General features: G+C 72.1%; 22 protein-coding genes. 5 read left to right on the top strand and 17 right to left on the bottom strand.

Features of this window, described 5'->3' with window-relative positions; genetic code table 11:
- Positions 1 to 27: 27 nt before the first annotated feature.
- The 5 genes from hflX to MAA44156_RS09660 are packed head-to-tail and all read right to left on the bottom strand — an operon-like array spanning position 28 to position 5,051.
- Positions 28 to 1,455: a GTPase HflX gene (gene hflX, locus MAA44156_RS09640; RefSeq protein WP_009977976.1), complete on the bottom strand. Its 1,428-nt coding sequence runs from the start codon at positions 1,453 to 1,455 to the stop codon at positions 28 to 30.
- A gap of 46 nt (positions 1,456 to 1,501) precedes the next feature.
- On the bottom strand, positions 1,502 to 2,386 hold the full coding sequence (gene dapF / locus MAA44156_RS09645) for a diaminopimelate epimerase (RefSeq protein WP_065371044.1): 885 nt from the start codon (positions 2,384 to 2,386) through the stop codon (positions 1,502 to 1,504).
- Between the two features lie 4 nt (positions 2,387 to 2,390).
- Positions 2,391 to 3,323, bottom strand: a complete 933-nt coding sequence (gene miaA, locus MAA44156_RS09650) for a tRNA (adenosine(37)-N6)-dimethylallyltransferase MiaA (protein ID WP_121035772.1) — start codon at positions 3,321 to 3,323, stop codon at positions 2,391 to 2,393.
- An 8-nt stretch (positions 3,324 to 3,331) separates the two neighbouring features.
- Positions 3,332 to 4,030 (bottom strand): class III extradiol ring-cleavage dioxygenase family protein, encoded by a 699-nt coding sequence (locus MAA44156_RS09655; RefSeq protein WP_009977981.1) that lies wholly within the window; start codon positions 4,028 to 4,030, stop codon positions 3,332 to 3,334.
- Between the two features lie 34 nt (positions 4,031 to 4,064).
- Entirely contained in the window at positions 4,065 to 5,051 is a 987-nt protein-coding gene (locus MAA44156_RS09660; RefSeq protein ID WP_023879686.1) for a DMT family transporter, read from the bottom strand.
- A 393-nt stretch (positions 5,052 to 5,444) separates the two neighbouring features.
- Between MAA44156_RS09660 and MAA44156_RS09665 the strand changes: the two genes are divergently transcribed.
- Positions 5,445 to 6,779 (top strand): DUF349 domain-containing protein, encoded by a 1,335-nt coding sequence (locus tag MAA44156_RS09665; protein ID WP_062887777.1) that lies wholly within the window; start codon positions 5,445 to 5,447, stop codon positions 6,777 to 6,779.
- A gap of 9 nt (positions 6,780 to 6,788) precedes the next feature.
- On the opposite strand, the gene MAA44156_RS09670 is transcribed toward MAA44156_RS09665, so the two are convergent.
- From MAA44156_RS09670 to recA, 4 genes are read right to left on the bottom strand one after another with little or no spacing between them, the layout of a single operon-like run.
- Positions 6,789 to 7,388 carry an Rv2732c family membrane protein gene (locus tag MAA44156_RS09670; protein WP_009977983.1) on the bottom strand — a complete coding sequence of 200 codons (600 nt, stop codon included), beginning with the start codon at positions 7,386 to 7,388 and terminating at the stop codon, positions 6,789 to 6,791.
- Positions 7,385 to 8,890 (bottom strand): tRNA (N6-isopentenyl adenosine(37)-C2)-methylthiotransferase MiaB, encoded by a 1,506-nt coding sequence (gene miaB / locus MAA44156_RS09675; protein ID WP_085988262.1) that lies wholly within the window; start codon positions 8,888 to 8,890, stop codon positions 7,385 to 7,387. Before miaB ends, MAA44156_RS09670 begins: the two co-directional genes overlap by 4 nt.
- Before the next feature lie 51 nt (positions 8,891 to 8,941).
- A complete protein-coding gene (gene recX / locus MAA44156_RS09680; RefSeq protein ID WP_009977986.1) occupies positions 8,942 to 9,463 on the bottom strand; it encodes a recombination regulator RecX in 522 nt (173 codons plus the stop codon).
- Positions 9,429 to 10,481, bottom strand: a complete 1,053-nt coding sequence (gene recA / locus MAA44156_RS09685) for a recombinase RecA (RefSeq protein WP_003875210.1) — start codon at positions 10,479 to 10,481, stop codon at positions 9,429 to 9,431. The genes recX and recA overlap by 35 nt, the downstream gene beginning before the upstream one ends.
- Positions 10,482 to 10,659: 178 nt before the next feature.
- On the opposite strand from recA, the gene MAA44156_RS09690 reads away from it, so the two are divergent.
- Entirely contained in the window at positions 10,660 to 11,316 is a 657-nt protein-coding gene (locus MAA44156_RS09690; protein WP_010949753.1) for a (2Fe-2S)-binding protein, read from the top strand.
- A gap of 15 nt (positions 11,317 to 11,331) precedes the next feature.
- Here the strand turns inward: MAA44156_RS09690 and MAA44156_RS09695 are convergent, their stop codons facing one another.
- Genes MAA44156_RS09695 through MAA44156_RS09705 form a run of 3 tightly spaced genes read right to left on the bottom strand, consistent with a single transcriptional unit; the run spans position 11,332 to position 13,042 of the window.
- The gene (locus tag MAA44156_RS09695) at positions 11,332 to 11,526 is read right to left on the bottom strand and encodes a DUF3046 domain-containing protein (protein ID WP_009977991.1); all 195 of its coding nucleotides are present in this window, start codon (positions 11,524 to 11,526) and stop codon (positions 11,332 to 11,334) included.
- Positions 11,527 to 11,552: 26 nt separating this feature from the next.
- A complete protein-coding gene (locus tag MAA44156_RS09700) occupies positions 11,553 to 11,837 on the bottom strand; it encodes a hypothetical protein (RefSeq protein WP_003875207.1) in 285 nt (94 codons plus the stop codon).
- Between the two features lie 44 nt (positions 11,838 to 11,881).
- Positions 11,882 to 13,042, bottom strand: a complete 1,161-nt coding sequence (locus MAA44156_RS09705) for a glycosyltransferase (RefSeq protein WP_009977993.1) — start codon at positions 13,040 to 13,042, stop codon at positions 11,882 to 11,884.
- 52 nt (positions 13,043 to 13,094) lie between these two features.
- Between MAA44156_RS09705 and MAA44156_RS09710 the strand changes: the two genes are divergently transcribed.
- Together MAA44156_RS09710 and MAA44156_RS09715 are read left to right on the top strand one after the other, a co-directional pair.
- A complete protein-coding gene (locus tag MAA44156_RS09710) occupies positions 13,095 to 13,526 on the top strand; it encodes a limonene-1,2-epoxide hydrolase (protein WP_009977994.1) in 432 nt (143 codons plus the stop codon).
- Positions 13,527 to 13,533: 7 nt separating this feature from the next.
- A complete protein-coding gene (locus tag MAA44156_RS09715) occupies positions 13,534 to 13,932 on the top strand; it encodes a DUF5313 domain-containing protein (RefSeq protein WP_009977996.1) in 399 nt (132 codons plus the stop codon).
- Here MAA44156_RS09715 and pspM read toward each other — a convergent pair.
- The 4 genes from pspM to pgsA form a co-directional block, all read right to left on the bottom strand.
- Entirely contained in the window at positions 13,929 to 14,738 is an 810-nt protein-coding gene (pspM, locus tag MAA44156_RS09720; RefSeq protein ID WP_009977997.1) for a phage shock envelope stress response protein PspM, read from the bottom strand. The genes MAA44156_RS09715 and pspM overlap by 4 nt on opposite strands.
- 3 nt (positions 14,739 to 14,741) lie before the next feature.
- Positions 14,742 to 15,569 carry a phage shock protein PspA gene (gene pspA / locus MAA44156_RS09725; protein ID WP_009977998.1) on the bottom strand — a complete coding sequence of 276 codons (828 nt, stop codon included), beginning with the start codon at positions 15,567 to 15,569 and terminating at the stop codon, positions 14,742 to 14,744.
- A gap of 118 nt (positions 15,570 to 15,687) precedes the next feature.
- A complete protein-coding gene (gene clgR / locus MAA44156_RS09730; RefSeq protein WP_003875201.1) occupies positions 15,688 to 16,014 on the bottom strand; it encodes a transcriptional regulator ClgR in 327 nt (108 codons plus the stop codon).
- Between the two features lie 127 nt (positions 16,015 to 16,141).
- Complete coding sequence (pgsA, locus tag MAA44156_RS09735; RefSeq protein ID WP_003875200.1) at positions 16,142 to 16,714, bottom strand: CDP-diacylglycerol--glycerol-3-phosphate 3-phosphatidyltransferase; 573 nt, start codon at positions 16,712 to 16,714, stop codon at positions 16,142 to 16,144.
- Positions 16,715 to 16,797: 83 nt separating this feature from the next.
- Here pgsA and MAA44156_RS09740 point away from each other — a divergent pair, with 83 nt between their 5' ends.
- Positions 16,798 to 17,322 (top strand): amino-acid N-acetyltransferase, encoded by a 525-nt coding sequence (locus MAA44156_RS09740; protein ID WP_003878638.1) that lies wholly within the window; start codon positions 16,798 to 16,800, stop codon positions 17,320 to 17,322.
- An 86-nt stretch (positions 17,323 to 17,408) separates the two neighbouring features.
- Here the strand turns inward: MAA44156_RS09740 and MAA44156_RS09745 are convergent, their stop codons facing one another.
- Entirely contained in the window at positions 17,409 to 19,928 is a 2,520-nt protein-coding gene (locus MAA44156_RS09745) for an FtsK/SpoIIIE family DNA translocase (protein ID WP_023861133.1), read from the bottom strand.
- Positions 19,929 to 20,053 lie beyond the last annotated feature (125 nt).

A 20,053-nucleotide genomic window follows, 5' to 3' on the forward strand; every position in this document is an offset into this window, starting at 1 on the left:
CAGACGGTTGGTCGGCAGCCGCCGGGGTCAGGGGGCGGCGAACTCGCGCAGCCGCCCGGCCAGGGCCAGCGGAACGCGCGCCTTGATCCGGGTGCCCTCGGCGTTGTGCTCCTCCTGCTGCACCCGCCCGTCGGCGTGCAGCCGGGCCACCAGGTCGCCGCGGTGATACGGGATCACCACGTCCACGGCGGCCTCGGCCGGAACCGCCAGCTCGGCGATCCGGCGGCGCAGGCCGTCGATGCCGTCCCCGGTGGCCGCGGACACGAACACCGCGCCGGGCAGGGCGTGCCGCAGCTTGGCCAGCGCCACGTCGCCGGCGGCGTCGGTCTTGTTCACCACCAGCAGCTCGGGCGGCGGATCGCCGTGATGGTCGGCGATGACCTCGGAGATCACCTGGTGCACGGCGTCGATCTGGGCCAGCGGGTTGACGTCGGAGCCGTCGACGACGTGCACCAGCAAATCGGCGTCGACGACCTCCTCCAGGGTGGAGCGGAACGCCTCGACCAGCTGGGTGGGCAGGTGCCGGACGAAGCCGACGGTGTCGGTGAGCACGAACGCCCGGCCGTCGTCCCATTCGGCGCGCCGGGTGGTGGGCTCCAGGGTGGCGAACAGGGCGTCCTGCACCAGCACGCCCGCCCCGGTCAGCGCGTTGAGCAGGCTGGACTTGCCGGCGTTGGTGTAGCCGACGATGGCGATCGAGGGCACGTCGCTGTGCAGCCGGCGGCTGCGCTGGGTGTCGCGGACCTGCTTCATGTCCTTGATCTCGCGGCGCAGCTTGGCCATCCGCTCGCGGATGCGGCGCCGATCGGTTTCGATCTTGGTCTCACCGGGACCGCGCAGCCCCACGCCTCCCCCGCTGCCGCCGGCGCGGCCACCGGCCTGCCGGGACATCGACTCGCCCCAGCCGCGCAGCCGCGGCAGCATGTACTCCATCTGGGCCAGCGACACGTGCGCCTTGCCCTCCCGGCTGGTGGCGTGCTGGGCGAAGATATCGAGGATCAGCGCGGTGCGGTCGATCACCTTGACCTTCACCGCCTTTTCCAGCGCGGTCAGCTGCGCCGGGGACAGTTCGCCGTCGCAGATCACGGTGTCGGCGCCGGTGGCCAGCACCACGTCGCGCAGCTCGGCCGCCTTGCCCGAGCCGATGTAGGTCGACGGGTCGGGCTTGTCGCGGCGCTGGATCAGCCCCTCGAGCACCTGGGAGCCGGCCGTCTCGGCCAGCGCGGCCAGCTCGGCCATGCTGGCCCGGCTGTCGGCGGCGGTGCCGTCGGTCCACACACCGACCAGCACCACCCGTTCCAGCCGCAGCTGGCGGTATTCGACCTCGGAGATGTCGGTGAGCTCGGTGGACAGGCCGGCGACGCGGCGCAGCGCCGACCGGTCTTCCAGGGCGAGTTCGCCGGTGCTCGGCTCCGTGATGGCCGGAGCGTCGTCGCGGAATTCGGGATGTGTCATAGGCAATAAGAGATGATGCACGCAACCTCGGTGGCGTGCACCTGAATTAACGCTGCGCTTGCTGCCACCATTCCTCGCTGATTTCGCCGTGGGCCACCAGCACCGACGGCCCGCGCAGGTAGCTGGTGGCGTCGGTGACGGTGACGACGACGTCGCCGCCCGGTACCCGCACGGTCAGGGTGCCGGTGTCGGCGCCGGCGGCGGTCAGCGCGGCGACGGCGGCCGCGACGGTTCCGGTGCCGCAGGAGCGCGTCTCGCCCACGCCGCGCTCGTGCACCCGCATGTGCACCACCCCGGCCGCCGGTGCGGTGAGGACCTCGACGTTGACCCCGTCCGGGAACTGGGCGGCATCGAAGCTCACCGGCGCGGCGACGTCCAGCGCGGCCAGCTCGTCGACGCTCAGCTCGGGGTCCAGGCAGGCCAGGTGGGGGTTGCCCACGTCGACCGCCAGGCCGGCGAACCGCCGGCCCCCCACGGTCGCCTCGAAGGCCTTGCCCCCGCTGCCCAGCGTGTTGGCCTTGCCCATGTCGACGCTGACGTCGGCGCCGGTCGCGTCGGCGGCGTGCACGGTGACCGGCCGGGGGCCGGCCAGCGACCCGACCACGAATTCGTCGCGGGTCTCCAGCCCGCTGGCGCGCAGATAGTGCGCGAAGACCCGCACGCCGTTGCCGCACATCTGGGCCACCGAGCCGTCCGCGTTGCGGTAGTCCATGTACCAGTCGCCGGCGGCCACGCCGTCGGGCAGCCGGTCCAGCACGCCGGCCGCGGCGGCGGCGCCGGCGGTGGTGACCCGCAGCACCCCGTCGGCGCCCAGCCCGCGCCGCCGGTCGCACAGCGCGGCCACGCCCGCCGCGGTCAGGCGCAGCTCGGCCGGCGGGTCGCACAGCAGCACAAAGTCGTTCTCGGTGCCGTGGCCCTTCGCGAATTTCACCTGCTCAGGATACGTGGCGCCAGGCCTCCAGGGCGGCGTCGGCGAGGCGGGGCGGGCTGCAGGCGCCGGCGTCGAGCCAGCGCACCCGGTGGTCGCGCCGAAACCAGGACCGCTGCCGGCGCACGTAGCGGCGGGTGCCCGCGTAGGTCTGCTCGCGGGCCTGCCGCAGCTGCTCGTCGCCGCCGCCGGCGTCGAGCGCGGCGATCACCTGCGCGTAGCCCAGGGCGCGCGCGGCGGTGACCCCGTCGCGCAGCCCCCGCCCGAGCAGCCCGGTCACCTCCGCCACCAGGCCCTGCTCGAACATCGCGTCGGTGCGCCGGGCCAGCCGCTCGTCGAGAACGGTTGTGTCGCAATCCAATCCGATGATGACGGTGTCCCAGCGCGGCGCGCCGATCCGCGGCGCGGACGCGGCGAACGGCCGGCCGGTCAGCTCGATGACCTCCAGCGCCCGCACCGTGCGCCGGGCGTCGGTGGGCAGGATGGCCGCGGCGGCCGCGGGATCGCGGCGGGCCAGCTCGGCGTGCAGCTCGCCCACCCCGGCCTCGGCCAGCCGCCGCTCCCAGCGCGCCCGCACCCGCGGATCGGTGGCCGGGAACGACCAGTCGTCGAGCAGCGACTGGATGTAGAGCATGGAGCCGCCCACGATGATCGGCACCGCGCCGGCGGCCAGGATGGCCTCGATGTCGGCCGCGGCGGCGCGCTGATAGCGGGCGACGGTCGCGGTCTGGGTGACGTCGAGGACGTCGAGCTGGTGGTGCGGGATGCCGCGGCGGGCGTCGACGGGCAGCTTGGCGGTGCCGATGTCCATCCCGCGGTAGAGCTGCATCGCGTCGGCGTTGACGATCTCGGCGCCGAGTGGCCCGAGCCGTTCGGCGACGTCCAGCGCCAGCTGGGACTTGCCGGTGCCGGTGGGGCCGATGATCGCCAGTGGCCGCACGGCCGCCGTCACAGCTGCCAGGCACCGGCGAAGTAGCCCACCCCGTAGGGCGCCCCCCGGTAGAGCTCCTTGGCCGAGCGCGGCCCCGGCTCGGCCAGCCCGGCCAGCACCCCGAAGGCGACCCGGCCCAGGATCTGGCCCGGCAGGCGGCGCAGCGCGGCGATGTCACCGCCGGCCAGCGCGTCGTCCAGGGCCTGCTGCGCGGCGGCGTCGCCGGGGTGGTGACCGCCGGGGGCGGCCGGGGTCAGGGTGTTCGCGCCGTCGGCCACCACCAGCACCCCGACCGGTTCGGGCAGTGCGTCCAGCTCGGCGCGCAACTGCCGGCCGCGGCGCACGGCGGTGTCGGCGTCGTGGTCGGCGCGATAGATGCGGGCCCGCGCGGCGGCCCGCGGCTGGACCTGGCGGCGAAGCCAGCCGCCCAGCAGCACGCACAGCGGGAGTGCGGCCGGGGCCGCCTCGGCCCGGCCGTCGGCCGGCGGGGACAGCCGGACCGGCACGTCCATCCCGAATCCGGCGAAGGTGCCCACCGCGTCGTCACCCAGCTCCTGGTCGGCGGCGCCGGTCCCGACGATCAGCCAGCGATCGGGCAGCAACGCGGCCGCCGCGAGCGTCGCGGCGCTCAGCTCAGCCAGCTCGTCGGCGGCGGTTCCGGCGAGCTCGGGGACGAGCACCGGCGCCGACGGGACGATGGCGATGACGCTCAGCACGCCACCAAACTAACGCGGCCCGGCGCGCCCGGGCTCACCACCGGGAGCTGTCGGCCACCAGCAGCCGGCCGCTGAACGGACCGGTGTCGTCGTCGTCAGCGGCGACGTCGGCGGCGGTGTCACGGGCTTTTCGCGGGGCGCTGCCCGGGCCGGGCTCGGGCCGGTTGATGCTGGCGGCCTCGCCGCGGGCCAGCGCGATGGTCGCGACGATCACCACCGCGACGGCGCCGACCAGCACGAACGCCTTGAGACCGTGCGCGTTGAGCGTCTCGTCGAGCACCAGCACGCCGAGCAGCCCGGCCACCACCGGCTTGGCCACCGTCATCGTCGGCAGTGAGGCGGTCAGCGCGCCGGCGCGAAACGCCGATTGCTGGAAGATCATCCCGGTCAGCGCCACCAGCAGCCAGGGCACGAACTCCGGCGAGGTCAGCACACCGACCAGGCTGTGCTCGGACATCTCGACCACACCCTTGGTCAGCACCGCGAACAGCGCCAGCGACGAACCCGCGACCACCGCCAGCAGCACCGCCGCGAACGGGCTGCCGGCCGACCTGCGCGCCGCCACCACGCAGGCCACCAGCACCGGCACCATGACCAGGGCCACGATCGCCCAAATGTGCAGCGGGGCGCGCTGCTTGCCGGACGCGGGGTCGCCGACGATGATCACCACGGCCAGGGCGGCGGCCAGAATCAGCGCCCACGCCCACTCCCGCGGTTTGATCCGCTGGTGGGCCAGCCGCGCGTAGAGGGGCAGGGCGAACAGCAGCGCCGTCACCTGCAGGGCGGTCACCAGCACCACCGACCCCCAGGCCAGCGCGGCGGCCTGCAGGCTGTAGTTGGTGATCGCGGCCAGGCCGCCCAGCCACCAGCGCGTGTCGCGCAGCGACATGCGGAACAGTTCGAGGTGGCCCACCGGTTTGTCGGTGATCTCGTGCGCGGAGCGCTGGCGGATCACGTCGCCGACCGCGGAGGCCAACGCCGCGCACAGGGCGATCAACGCAGCGACATCAACCTTCGACATGTTCCGACCCCTCCGCCTCGCGACCCGTCCGGACTAGCTTTCCCCGAGGCGCAAGCAAATGCACGCACAATTCGCGTTCAGTTCAACTACAAATTCATGACGTTCCACACGTTGGCGGACCGCGTCCCAAGGTGATCACTCGATTATTACTTCAGCAATCTATGTAGCCGCTTGGATAACTCTAAGAGAACGTCACAGGGAGCCGGCGGGCGTTCTTCGGTGGAATGCCAAGGTGGCGGCGAGCGGCGGGGCAAGCTGCTTGAATACTGTTAAGCAGCTGCTGGGAAAACCTGGATCGGTCATCCGCGGCTGCAGGAGACGGTGCCGCCACGCGCGGCAGGCGCGCGGGACGTGGACCGCGCGGACGGGTGCGAAAGGTGTAGTGACGAGCGCATGACGGGTGACCAGCCTCGCGACGATTCGGCTCGGCCTGCGCCGCGCCCGGGTCCGCGACCCGGTCCCCGGCCCGTGAGCGCGGGGCGCCCGGCCGCCCACCCGGTGGTGGTGCCGCCGCCGCCCAGCGACCCGCACCGGTTCGGGCGGGTGGACGACGACGGCACGGTGTGGCTGATCAGCGCGGCCGGCGAGCGCGTCGTCGGCTCCTGGCAGGCCGGCGACCGGGAGGCCGCGTTCGCCCACTTCGGCCGGCGGTTCGACGACCTGGCCACCGAGGTCACCCTGATGGAGGAGCGGCTGGCGTCCGGGACCGGGGATGCGCGCAAGATCAAGGCGCACGCCTCCGAGCTGGCCGAGGCGCTGCCGACGGCGACGGTGCTGGGCGACATCGATGCGCTCGCGGCCCGGCTGGCCAGCATCGCCGAACAGGCCGAGGCGGCCGTCGCCGCCGAGCGCTCGCGGCGCGAGGAGCATCGGGCCGCGCAGACCGCCCGTAAGGAGGCGCTGGCCGCCGAGGCCGAGGAGCTGGCCGCCAACTCGACGCAGTGGAAGGCCGCCGGCGACCGGCTGCGCGCGATCCTCGACGAGTGGAAGACCATCACCGGCCTGGACCGCCGGGTGGACGATGCGCTGTGGAAGCGCTACAGCGCGGCCCGGGAGGCCTTCAACCGGCGGCGGGGCGCCCATTTCGCCGAGTTGGACCGGGAACGCTCGAGCATCCGCCAGGCCAAGGAGCGGCTGTGCGAGCGGGCCGAGGAGCTGTCCGGATCGACGGACTGGACGGCCACCAGCGCGGAATTCCGCAAGCTGCTGGCCGAATGGAAGGCGGCCGGCCGCGCGGCCCGGGAGGTCGACGACGCGCTGTGGCGGCGGTTCAAGCAGGCCCAGGACGTGTTCTTCACCGCGCGCAACGCCGCGACGGCGGAGAAGGACGCGGAGTTGCGCGCCAACGCCGCCGCCAAGGAGGCGCTGCTGGCCGAGGCGGAGAAACTGGACACCGGCAACCACGACGCCGCCCGGGCGGCGCTGCGCGCGATCGCCGAGAAGTGGGATGCGATCGGCAAGGTGCCGCGGGAGCGCTCCGCCGAGCTGGAGCGCCGGCTGCGCGCGGTGGAGAAGAAGGTGCGCGAGGCCGGCGACGCGGGCTGGTCCGACCCGCAGGCGCAGGCCCGGGCCGAGCAGTTCCAGGCCCGCGCCGAGCAGTACGAACAGCAGGCCCGCAAGGCCGCCGCGGCGGGCCGCACCAAGGAGGCCGAGGAGGCGCGGGCCAACGCCGAGCAGTGGCGGCAGTGGGCGCAGGCGGCGGTCGAGGCGCTGTCCCGTAAGCCCTGACCGCCGGCGTCAGGTCCCGGCGGCGGGATCCTCGGGCTTGGGCAGATCGTCGAGCAGGGTGGTCGACTGCTGTTGCGCGGCGACCCGGCGGCGCTGCTCCTCGGCGGCGAGCTGCACGATGGTGCGCGACCACACCACCCGGGCCCACTGGTAGATGAGCACCAGCACGGTGATCCAGGCGACGATCAGGCCCCACCCCGGCCCGGGATGCCCGGCGGGCACGGTCTGCCGCGACCAGATCGCCAGCATCCCCGCGGCGCCGGCAATCGCGGTGCCCGCCAACGCAATCCAGGCCAGCGCCCAGCGCCGGGTCACCAGCGCCAGCGTCGAGAAGCCCACGCCGAACACCAGCGCCAGCCAGCCGAACACCCGCGACGGCAGGGCCACCGCGGCGGCGCCCGCGTCGTGGGTGCCGAACAACACGTCCCAGCCGCGCACGTCGCCGGTGTGCGGCAGGATGAACGACCCCAGCAGCACGAACACCAGGATCGACACCACGAAGCCGCGGGCGCCGGGGTCGATGCCGCCGGCCACCCGCCGTTCGGCGGCCTCGATCTCGGTGCGCAGCGCGCCCAGCTGGGGGTCGTCGTGGTTGCGGTCGTCGTTCATGAGGCACATCCAACGGGTTGGGCCGGGCCGGCCGGCGGCCCGACGGCGGGCATGCCGAGACCGACGCCGCGCGGGCGCCGGCCGGCGGCGTGCGCGTCACCGGCCCGGGTGCGGCGATGGCGGAGGATGCCGGCGTCGGCGATCAGGTGGTGGGGTGCGGCCCCGGTGATGACCGTGGTGACCAGGTCGCCGGGGCGCACCCGGTCGTCGGCGGTGAAGTGCACCAGCCGGCCGTCGCGGGCGCGTCCGCTCATCCGGGCGGTGGCGCTGTCCTTGCGCCCCTCCCCCGTGGCGACCAGCAGCTCGACGGTCTGGCCGACCAGGGCCTGGTTGCCCTGCAGCGAGATCGACTCCTGCAGCTCGACGAGGCGCTCATAGCGTTCCTGCACAACGGCTTTCGGGATCTGCCCGTCGAGCTCGGCGGCCGGGGTGCCGGGCCGCTTGGAGTACTGGAAGGTGAAGGCGGCCGCGAACCGGGCCCGGCGCACCACGTCCAGGGTGGCCGCGAAGTCCTCTTCGGTCTCGCCGGGGAACCCGACGATCAGGTCGGTGGTGATGGCGGCGTGCGGCATGGCGGCCCGGACCCGGTCGATGATGCCGAGGAAACGCTCGGCCCGATACGAGCGCCGCATCGCGCGCAGCACCCGGTCGGAGCCGGACTGCAGCGGCATGTGCAGGGCGGGGCACACGTTCGGGGTCTGCGCCATGGCCTCGATGACGTCGTCGGTGAACTCGGCCGGATGCGGCGAGGTGAACCGCACCCGTTCCAGCCCGTCGATCTCGCCGCAGGCCCGCAACAGCCGGGCGAACGCGCCGCGGTCGCGGGGCAGCGCCGGGTCGGCGAAGGACACCCCGTAGGCGTTGACGTTCTGACCCAGCAGCGTGACCTCGAGGACGCCGTCGGCCACCAGGGACCTGACCTCGGCCAGGATGTCGTCGGGACTGCGGTCGACCTCCTTGCCGCGCAGCGACGGGACGATGCAGAACGTGCAGCTGTTGTTGCAGCCAACCGAGATGGAAACCCAAGCAGCATAAGCGGATTCGCGCGCACTGGGCAGCGACGAGGGGAACTGCTGCAGCGCCTCGGCGATCTCCACCTGGGCGGCCTTGTTGTGCCGGGCCCGCTCCAGCAGGGTGGGCAGCGACCCGATGTTGTGGGTGCCGAACACGACGTCGACCCAGGGCGCCCGGCGCAGCACGGCCTCGCGGTCCTTCTGGGCCAGGCAGCCACCGACCGCGATCTGCATCTCCGGGTTGCCCCGCTTGCGCGGCGCCAGGTGGCTGAGGTTGCCGTACAGCTTGTTGTCGGCGTTCTCCCGGACCGCGCAGGTGTTGAACACCACCACGTCGGCGACCTCAGCCCCCTCGGCGGCCCGCCGGTAGCCGGCCGCCTCCAGCAGACCCGCCAGCCGCTCGGAGTCGTGCACGTTCATCTGGCAGCCGTAGGTGCGCACCTGATAGGTGCGCACCCCCGATACATCCCGGGCCACCGTCGAAGTCACGGGGCCATGGTACGGCGAGCGGTCCGCACGGGAGAAACCGCACGTCATCGGCTAGACGCGGCGGCGCTCCCGTTCGGTGGCCAGCTCGGCCAGCACCACCTCGCACGCCAGGTTCTGGCTGTAGCCGCGCCGGGCCAGCATCCCCACCAGCCGGCGGGTCACCCGCGCGTTGTCCTCCGCCAGCGTCTCGCGGCGCAGCTTGGACCGGACCAGTTGCTCGGCCCGGTCCCGCTCGGCGCCGGCGTCGATCCCGGCCAGCACGCTGGTGATCACGTCGTTGTCCACCCCCTTGGTGTGCAACTCGGCGGCCAGGGCGCGCTTGCTCTTGCCGGCATGCGCCCGCCGGGACTGCACCCACTGCTGGGCGAAGTCGGCGTCGTCGATCAGGCCGACGGCGGCCAGCCGGTCGAGCACCGCGGTGCTGACGTCGTCGGGATAGCCCCGTTTGGCCAGCTGGCCGTGCAGCTCGGCGCGGGTGCGCGCTCGCGCGGTGAGCAGGCGCAGGCACAGGGCCCGCGCCTGCTCCTCGCGGGAGGGCTCAGAAGTCGACGGGGGCGGGCAGGACGCCGTCATCGGACAAGTCATCGGTCACGACCGCGCCAATGCCGAGCTTTTCCTTGATCTTCTTCTCGATCTCGTTGGCGACCTCGTCGTTCTCCATCAAGAAGGTGCGGGCGTTCTCCTTGCCCTGGCCGAGCTGCTCGCCCTCATAGGTGAACCAGGAACCGGACTTGCGGATGAAGCCCTGATCCACACCCATGTCGATCAGCGAGCCCTCCCGGCTGATCCCGCGGCCGTAGAGGATGTCGAACTCGGCCTGCTTGAACGGCGGCGACACCTTGTTCTTGACGATCTTGACCCGGGTGCGGTTGCCGACCGCGTTGGTGCCGTCCTTGAGCGTCTCGATCCGGCGCACGTCCATGCGCACCGAGGCGTAGAACTTCAACGCCTTGCCACCCGTCGTGGTCTCCGGGCTGCCGAACATCACCCCGATCTTCTCCCGCAGCTGGTTGATGAAGATCGCGGTGGTGCCCGAATTGTTCAGCGCGCCGGTCATTTTTCGCAGCGCCTGGCTCATCAGCCGGGCCTGCAGCCCGACGTGGCTGTCCCCCATCTCGCCCTCCAGCTCGGCGCGCGGCACCAGCGCGGCCACCGAGTCGATGACCAGGATGTCCAGCGCGCCGGAGCGGATCAGCATGTCGGCGATCTCGAGCGCCTGCTCCCCCGTGTCCGGCTGGCTGACCAGCAGCGAATCGGTGTCCACGCCGAGCTTCTTGGCGTACTCGGGGTCCAGCGCGTGCTCGGCGTCGATGAACGCCGCGACACCGCCGGCGGCCTGGGCGTTGGCCACCGCGTGCAGGGCGACGGTGGTCTTACCCGAGGATTCCGGGCCGTAGATCTCCACGACCCGGCCGCGGGGAAGGCCGCCGATGCCCAGGGCGACGTCCAGGGCGATGGATCCGGTCGGGATGACCGAGATCGGCTGACGCATCTCGTCGCCGAGACGCATCACCGAGCCTTTCCCGTAACTCTTTTCGATCTGGGCCATCGCCAGTTCGAGAGCCTTCTCGCGGTCGGGGGCTTGCGTCATGGTGCCTCTCCTATAGTCGGTGTGTCTTCTGACCGGTATCGGTCGGTTGGCGGTGACACTAGAGAAGGCCACCGACAAGTTGACGCTGCGAACGTCCCCCACAGTAGCCGAACAGGTGTTCGATTCAAGTTCGACACGCCGCGGGCGCCGCAGCAGCCGCGAAAGGCCGGCCGACATCCTGGATATCTCCCCGCAACTGTCGGAAGTGTCGTCCTACGGCGGCTTCTTCGCGCTGACCGTGGGCGGCGACCCGGCCGGCTGGCGCCCGGTCACTGAGTGCTACGCCGACGGCAGCGCCGACCTGATCGCGGCCACCGCCCGCCGCTACCGCACCCGTGACCTGCGGATCGGCGCCTCGCTGGTGCACCTGGCCCACGCCAGCCGGCTGTGGTCGCCGGTGCTGGGCTGCGCGATCGGCCACGGCGTCGTCCCCGACCTCGGCGACCTGCACCGCGCCGCGACTGGCGCGCAGCTGCGGCTGCCCGAGCCCGTCGGGCGGCGCGTCACCGCGCCGCACCCCGAGCTGCTGTATCGCCTCGTGGTGGACGAGCACCTGGGTCCGCTGGCCGCGGGCCTGCGCGTCGGGCTGGCGCCCGCCCTGCTCGCCGGCAACGTGGCCTCGGCGCTGGTCGGGGCGGCGCGGGCGCTGTTGTCGGCGCGGCCGGACCTGCGCTCCGCGATCGTCGAGACCACCCTGGCGCTGCTGGACACCGGCATCATGTCCGGCGCCGGCACCGTCACCGGCCCGCCGCTGGACTTCCGGCGGGCCAGCTGCTGCCTGTTCTACCGGCTGCCCGGGGGCTCGGTGTGCGGCGACTGCGTGCTGGATCGATAGCACCCGCTTGCGGACTTACCATTGCTCCCGCGGCACGTCGAAGTCGACGCACAACGCCCGCCAGACGTCGCGCGGGTCCACACCGTCCTCGATCGCCTGCGCCGCCGTCCGCCCGCCCAAACCGGTCAGTACGTGATCCACCAACACCGATGAGCCGTAGGTGGTGCCGAAGCGCAACACCACCCGCTCGTGGAACTCCGTGAGCCGCATCCCAGCCAACATACCCAGACGCGTCCTCAGCGCCAGCTGGCCGGCAGGTCGATCAGGTGGTTGGGGCAATACGTCTGCACCGCCAGGGACATGGTGTCGCGGGCGCGTTGCGCGGACATGGTGGCGCGCAATTGCATGAATGCGTACTCGGCCGGCGCCAGTCCCTGCTCGGCGGCGGCCGGGTCGTCCATCAACTGGCAGGCCTGCTGCTGATCGGCGCTGTCGGCGTGAGCCGGGCCGGCCCACAACGGCGAGCCGAACAGCGCCCCGGCCAGCACGGCGCCCGCGGCGAACGTGGTGATGATCCTCATGGGTGCCTCCCGCCGAGATGGGTGCCTCCCGCCGAAGCATAAGGTCATCCGGCCAGCGCCTCGCGGCACACCCGGACCGGATCGGCGACGTCGGCGATGCCGGCGGCGGCGCGCTGCGCGGCCGCCCGGTAGCCCGGTGACGACAGCACCTCGTTCACCGCGGCCACCAGCGCGTCGGCGCTCAGCGGCCGGATCAGCCGGGCGCTGCCCTGGCGGACCACCCGGTTGGCGATCTCCCACTGGTCGCCGCCGCCGGGCACCGCCACCAGCGGCACCCCGGCCAGCAGCGTCTTGGCCACCATCCCGTGCCCGCCGCCGCAGACCACCACGTCGGCGTGCCGCAGCAACTCGGCCTGACTGCCCAGCCCGACCACCGCCCACGGCGGTGCTGCCAGCTCCGGCCCGGCCAGCCGGGACACCACCAGCCGCGCCCCGGCCGGCAGCGTCTCCCCCGGCGTCAGGCAGGACAGCGCCACCTCGGCCAGACCCCGGGCGCCGGTCAGCGCGGTCGACGGCGCGACCACCACCACCGGCCCGGAACCGGCCGGGATGTCCAGCACCCGGTCGGTCGGCTCGAAATGCAGCGGTCCCACCAGCACGGCCTCGTCCGGCCAGTCGGGCCGGGGCACCTCGAGGGCGGGCAGGGTGGCGATCAGCCGGCGCAGCGGCCCCGGGTCGCGGGCCGGCAAGCCGATCTCGGCCCGCGCCGCGGCGCGCTGCCGCAGCCCGGCCCGCCAGGAGCGCGCGGTCAGCGCGCGCATGGTGGCGTCACGCAGCCGACCCCGCAGGCCGGTGCCCGGGGCCAGCCCGCTGCCGATCGGCGGCAACCCCTTGGACGGCAGGTAGAGCGGATGCGGGCTGAGCTCGATCCACGGGATGCCGAGCAGCTCGGCGGCCATCCCGCCGCCGGCGGTGATGACGTCGGACACCACCAGGTCGGGCGCCAGGTCGCGCAGGGCGGGCACGTTGAGCACCGCCATCCGGGCGGCGCGGCGGTGGATGCGGGCCCCGGCGTCGACGTCCTCGTCGGTGGCCGCCAGTCCGTCCAGTTCGACGGCGTCGACGCCGGCGCCGCGGGCGGTGTCCAGCCACTCGGCGCCGGTGAACAGCGTGGGAGTATCGCCGGCGTCGGCGAAGCGGCGGCACAGCGCGATCGCCGGGAACGAATGCCCGGGATCCGGCCCGGCGACCACGGCGACGCGCATCGGATTCACCCTGCCACAGCGTTCGGCCGCCACGCTCGCCTACGCTGGCGATATGACCGAGCTGACTGGGACCACCGTTGCGAACACCCGTACGGTCGAAGGATTCCTCAACGCGCTGCAGGACGCGGATTACGACGCCGCCGAGGCCGCACTGGCCGACGACCTCGTCTACGAGAATGTCGGGCTGCCCACCATCCACGGCCGGGCCCGGGCCATGAAGCTGTTTCGCCGGATGGAGGGCCGCGCCGCCTTCGAGGTGAAGATCCACCGCATCGCGGCCGACGGCGGCGCGGTGCTCACCGAACGCACCGATGCGCTGATCTTCGGCCCGCTGCGGCTGCAGTTCTGGGTGTGCGGCGTGTTCGAGGTGCAGAACGGGCGAATCACGTTGTGGCGGGACTACTTCGACTTCTTCGACATGCTCAAGGCCACGGCGCGCGGGGTGGCCGCGCTGCTGCTGCCGTCGCTGAAAGCCACGTTCTGAGCGCGCCATGAGCCAGGACAGGGGCCGCACCCGGCCGAATTTCGTTCAGTTCGTCCGCTATTGCTGCGGCGGGCGGCTGCCGGACTCGATGCGCGACTGGGTGCGCAACGACCTGGCCGGCAAGGGCGCGACGGCCCGGATGATGCGGCGGGTGGCGGTGCCGGCGGTGCTGGTGCTGGCCCCGTTCTGGTTGATCCCGACGACGCTCGACGTTCACCTGAGCATGACGCTGCCGATTCTCATTCCGTTCGTGTACTTTTCGCACGCGCTCAACAAGGTGTGGCGCCGGCACATGCTGGCCGTGCACGGTCTGGACCCCGAGCTGGTCGACGAGGTCTCCCGGCAGCGCGACGCCCACATCCACCGCTCCTACATCGAGCGCTACGGCCCGCGCCCGGAAGACTAACCGGCGCCGCGTAGCCCGCCGAGTTCGTCGAAGGCCTGCGCCCACCCGTTCAGCCGGTCGGTGGCCCCGACCAGCTCGGCCCGGTAGTGCTGCGACGCGGTTGACCCGTCACCGTTGGCCGCGGACACCAATCTCGCTGCGGCGGTGACCATTTCGTTGTACTGGCGCACCCCGGCGCTCAGCTGCGCGGTGAACGCGTTGATGGTGGGCGCCAGATATGACCGGGATTCCTCGCCGGCCTGCGCCGCCCGTTCCATGGACACCACCTGCGCGGCGGTGGACGCCATGGCCGCCGAGGTGCGGCCGGCGGCCGCGGTCAGGTCGCGGATTTCGGCGGCCGGCAACATCGCGCCCCGCTCCAGCACGGCCAGCAACGAGGCGAAGCCGCGTTCGGAGGCGCCCAGCGCGTACATCGCCGGGCGGGCCGCCGAACCCGGCGGCGGCAGCCGGCGCACGGTCGCCGGCCGGGGCGCCGGCAGTGGCTCGGCGCGCAGCCAGCGGTAGCGCAGCAGCAGCAACGTCGCCGGAATGGCCATCACGACCGCGACGGCGCCGGTGATCTCCAGCAGCAGGGCGAACCATCCCCAGGCGGCCAGCATGATCGTCAGCACCGCCCAGAACGCGCACCCGGCGGTGAAGATCAGGCCCCAGCGCAGCGCGCGGCGGCGGCGGCGCAGCAGGCGCGCCCGCGGGTCCGTGGCCGCGCTGATCTTGCGGGCCACCAGGTCGGAAAGGTCGGCGGCGGCGGCCACTCCGCGCTGCAGCAACGCCCGCCACGGCCCGGGCTGCGTTGCGTTCACGGCCATGAGCTACTGACCAAGTGGTTTCTCGCTGACCGCGTCGCCGGCGCCCTGGCCGGGCGCGGGGGTGGCCGGGGTGCCGCCGGCGGCCGGTGTGCCTCCGGTCGGCAACGCCTCGCCCCGCATCGAGGCGCGGATCTGCTCGAGCCGGGAATGCCCGGCCATCTGCACGCCGGCCTGCTCGACCTCGAGCATCCTGCCCTGCACGGAGCCCTGTGCCAGTTCGGCGGCCCCGATCGCGTTGGCGTAGCGCCGCTCGATCTTGTCGCGCACCTCGTCCAGGCTGGGCACGTTGCCGGGGGCGGCCAGCTCGCTCATCGACTGCAGCGAGGCGCTGACCTGTTCCTGCATCTTGGCCTGTTCGAGCTGGCTGAGCAGCTTGGTGCGCTCGGCGAAGTTCTGCTGCAGCACCATCGCGTTCTGCTCGACCGCCTTCTTGGCCTGGGCGGCGGCGTTGAGCGCCTGGTCGTGCAGCGTCTTGAGGTCTTCGACGCTTTGCTCGGCGGTGACCAGCTGGGCGGCGAACGCCTCGGCGGCGTTGTTGTACTCGGTGGCCTTGGCGGTGTCGCCGGCGGCGGTGGCCTGGTCGGCCAGCGTCAGCGCCTGACGCACGTTGACCTGCAGCTTCTCCACGTCGGCGAGCTGGCGGTTGAGCCGCATCTCGAGTTGGCGCTGGTTGCCGATGACCTGAGCGGCCTGCTGGGTCAGCGCCTGGTGGGTGCGCTGGGCTTCCTCGATGGCCTGCTGGATCTGCACCTTGGGGTCGGCGCGCTCGTCGATCGTGGCGTTGAACTTCGCCATCAGGTACTTCCACGCCTTGACGAACGGATTGGCCATCAGTCAGCTCCACCTTCGCTTCTCGAGGGGCCGCGGCGGCCCTGAAAAGGCTCCACGCCTGTCGCTCAATTTAGTGGGTCGGCGCCGATCGCCGTACCCCTTGCGGGGATCCCGCCGCTCAGGCCAGCGCCAGGCTGGCCACCGGCGGGATGACGACCTTGGTGCTGGCGTCGATGCTGGGGCCGGCCGGCGCGGCGACGGCCGCGCGTTCCTCGCTGGCCATCCGCTCGCCGGCGTCGGTGAGCACCGACGACAACGGGACGTCCAGCGCGTCGCAGATCGCGTTGAGCAGCTCGCTGGACGGCTCCTTGCGGCCGCGTTCCACCTCGGACAGGTAGCCGAGGCTCACCCGCGCCGTATCGGACACCTCGCGCAGTGTCCGGCCTTGCGTCGTGCGGGCCTCGCGCAGTACGTCGCCGATGACCTCGCGCACCAATGGCGGCATCCCGCACTCCTTCGTCCAGTCGGCCCTGCGCGGCACGCCTCTTCACTCGCCTCCGGCAGGTGCTCAATTAGGTGAACGCCGGCGGGGCCGCGGTGGTTCCCGTTCGGGGATGCCGAATCAGCCCGAATCAGGCGGCGGTCCGGCGCACTTCGCGCACCGTCGAGACCACGTAGTCGATCCCGGTGATCACCGTGAGCACGATGGCCGCGCCCATCACCACGGCCGCGCCCACCCGGAACGGCCCGGGCGTGCCCGCCCACGGCAGCACGAACAAACCGATGGCGAACACCTGCACCACCGTCTTGAGCTTGCCGCCCCAGCTGGCCGGGATCACGCCCCGGCGGATGACCGCCAACCGCAGCACGGTGACCCCGAATTCGCGGGCCAGGATCAGCACGGTGATCCACCACGGCAGCTCGCCGAGCATGGACAGCCCGATCAGCGCCGACCCGACCAGCGTCTTGTCCGCGATCGGGTCGACGAACGCGCCGAATTCGGTGGCCATCCCGTAGTTGCGGGCCAGCAGCCCGTCCAGCCGATCGGTGATGCAGGCGAACGCGAAGATCAGGAAAGCCAGGATGCGGAAGCCGGTCTCGTGGCCGTCACCGGCGAACAGGGCGAGCAGAAAGACCGGCACCAACACCAGCCGCAGCAGGGTCAACGTGTTGGCCAGGTTGGCGATGTTTGCCCGCCCTACCATCGGACCCGTCTGCGGCTGCCCCGGCACCGCAACAGAATAACGGTTGACCAGCGCAGCCGTCCGTGATGCCGATACTGTTAGCCGTGACCGAAAGTCCGCAGCGCTACCGGCCGCTGGTTCGACGCGCGCGAACGTCCGATGTTCCCGCCATCAAAGAACTCGTCGACACCTACGCGGGAAAGATCCTGCTGGAAAAGAACCTCGTGACGCTGTATGAGGCGGTCCAGGAATTCTGGGTGGCCGAGCTCCCCGATTCCCCGGGCCGGGTGGTCGGGTGCGGGGCGCTGCACGTGCTGTGGTCGGACCTCGGCGAAATCCGCACCGTCGCGGTCAACCCCGCGATGACCGGTCACGGCATCGGCCACGCGATCGTGGACCGGCTGCTGCAGGTCGCCCGCGAGCTGGAGCTCAAGCGGCTGTTCGTGTTGACGTTCGAGACCGAGTTCTTCGGCAAGCACGGCTTCACCGAGATCGAGGGCACGCCGGTGACCGCCGAGGTGTTCGAGGAGATGTGCCGCTCCTACGACATCGGGGTGGCCGAATTTTTGGACCTGAGCTACGTCAAGCCGAACATCCTCGGCAACTCGCGGATGCTGCTGGTGCTCTAGGCCTCGCTCGCGCCGCGCGGGCATCACGCTGGCGTGACGCTGGCGGCCGAGCGTCACGCTGGCGTGACGTTCGGCGCTAAACGGCGCTAGTCGGGATCGCCGCCGTCGGCGTCGGCCGATCCGGCCCCGGAGCCGCGGATCAGCGCCAGCGTGCCGGCCAGCTCGTCGGGCTTGACCAGCACCTCGCGCGCCTTGGACCCCTCGGAGGGCCCGACGATGCCGCGGGTCTCCATCAGGTCCATCAGCCGGCCGGCCTTGGCGAACCCGACCCGCAGCTTGCGCTGCAGCATCGAGGTGGAGCCGAACTGACTGGACACCACTAGCTCGACGGCCTGCAGGAACACGTCCATGTCGTCGCCGATGTCGGGGTCGACGTCGGCGCGTTCGCTGCTGGTTTTGACGGCGGTGACGCCCTCGGTGTACTCGGGTTCGGCCTGGTCCTTGCAGGCGGCGACGACGGCCTGGATCTCCTCGTCGGTGATGAAGGCGCCCTGCAACCGGATCGGCTTGGACGCGCCCATCGGCAGGAACAGGCCGTCGCCCATGCCGATCAGCTTCTCCGCGCCGGCCTGGTCCAGGATCACCCGGGAGTCGGTGAGCGACGACGTCGCGAACGCCAGCCGGGACGGCACGTTGGTCTTGATCAGGCCGGTGACGACGTCGACGGACGGGCGCTGGGTGGCCAGCACCAGGTGAATGCCCGCGGCGCGGGCCTTCTGGGTGATCCGCACGATGGCGTCCTCGACGTCGCGCGGCGCGGTCATCATCAGGTCGGCCAGCTCGTCGACGATTGCCACCACGTACGGGTAGGGCCGGTATTCGCGCTGGCTGCCCAGCGGCGCGGTGATCTCACCGGAGCGCACCTTGGCGTTGAAGTCGTCGATGTGGCGCACGCGGGAGGCCTGCATGTCCTGGTAGCGCTGCTCCATCTCCTCGACCAGCCAGGCCAGCGCAGCGGCGGCCTTCTTGGGCTGGGTGATGATCGGGGTGATCAGATGCGGAATGCCTTCGTAGGGCGTCAGTTCCACCATCTTCGGGTCGATCAGGATCATCCTGACCTCTTCCGGGGTGGCCCGGGCCAGCAGCGAGATCAGCATCGAGTTGACGAAGCTGGACTTGCCCGAGCCGGTGGAGCCGGCCACCAGCAGGTGCGGCATCTTGGCCAGGTTCGCCGAAATGAAGTCGCCCTCGATGTCCTTGCCCAGGCCGATCACCAGCGGGTGGTGGTCGCGACGGGTGGACGGGGCGGTCAGCACGTCGGCCAGCCGCACCATCTCGCGGTCGGTGTTGGGCACCTCGATGCCGACGGCCGACTTGCCGGGGATGGGCGCCAGCATCCGCACGCTCTCGGTGGCCACCGCGTACGCGATGTTCTTCTGCAGGGCGGTGATCTTCTCCACCTTCACCCCGGGCCCCAGCTCCACCTCGTAGCGGGTCACGGTCGGCCCGCGGGTGCAGCCGGTGACGGCGGCGTCCACCTTGAACTGGTTGAGCACCTCGGTGATGGCGTCGGCCATGACGTTGTTCGCGGCGCTGCGCTTCTTCGGCGGGTCCCCGGCCACCAGCAGGCTCAGCGACGGCAGCACGTAGGGTCCCTCGACCACCCGGTCCAGCTCGATGGTGTCGGAGTTGTCGGCCGCGCGTCCCCGCTTGCGGCCGCGCCCGGTTTTGACGGCGGGCTCGGGCACGGTGGGGATGTCGTCCTGCAGCGCGGCCTGGGCGTCGTCGTCGGGCGCCCACGCCGCCGGTTCCGGCTCCGGTTGCGCGGTCGCGTCGTCGAATTCGCCGGCGTAGTCGTAGGGCTCGTCGCCGTAGTCCCCGTCGGTGTAGTCCGCGTCGGTGTAGTCCTCGTCGGTGTAGTCCTCGACGAACCGGGTGTGGAACAGGTTGCGCATCACCACGGGCAGCTCGCGGATGGTGGTGCCGGTCAACAGCAGCAGCCCGAACATGAAGCCGATGAACAGCAGCGGCGCCGCGATCCAGGGCGTCAGCCCGTCGGAGAGCGGGCCGCCGATGGCGAAGCCGATGAATCCGGCCGCGCGCCGGCGCGCGTCGGGGTCGCCCGGCGATCCCGACCACAGGTGGCGCAGGCCCAGCACCGACAGGGCGATCAGCCCGGCGCCAAGGATCAGCCTGGGCCGCACGTCGGGATCGGGCTCGGTGCGCATCAGCGTCACCGCCACCGCGGCCGTGACGACCGGCAGCGCCAGCACGCCCGCGCCGATGAACGTCCGCAGCGCGGTGTCCACCCAGGCCCCGACCGGCCCGGCGGCGTGGAACCACGAGCTGGCGGCGACCACCACCGAGAAGCCCAGCAGCAGCAGCGCGATGCCGTCGCGGCGGTGCCCGGGGTCGATGTCGCGGGCCCGCCCGATCGACCGGGCCGCGCCGCCGGTGCCCCGGGCGGCCAGCATCCAGCCGGCGCGCAGGGCGCGGCCGCAGGTCAGGCCCGCGGCGACCAGCGGCGGGTGCTGCCGCCGCCGGGTGGGCCTGCCGGGCTTGCGGCGGGACGCCGCCGGTCGCGCGCCGCGCGACCCGCTGGACCGCGAAGTGGCCTTTGACCTGCTCGTTCGGCTTCCGGAGCGGGCGGCGGTCTTACTGGGCATGACGGCAAGGGTAGTCGCAACGGCATCATCTACACCACCCGCCACACTGGTAACGACCAGGCTTGTGCGGCAGCTGCGGGATGGGCCCTGAATTCGCGTGAGTAGGGTGACATCCGGTGCGAGAA

Source organism: Mycobacterium avium subsp. avium, assembly GCF_009741445.1.
GTDB lineage: Bacteria > Actinomycetota > Actinomycetes > Mycobacteriales > Mycobacteriaceae > Mycobacterium > Mycobacterium avium.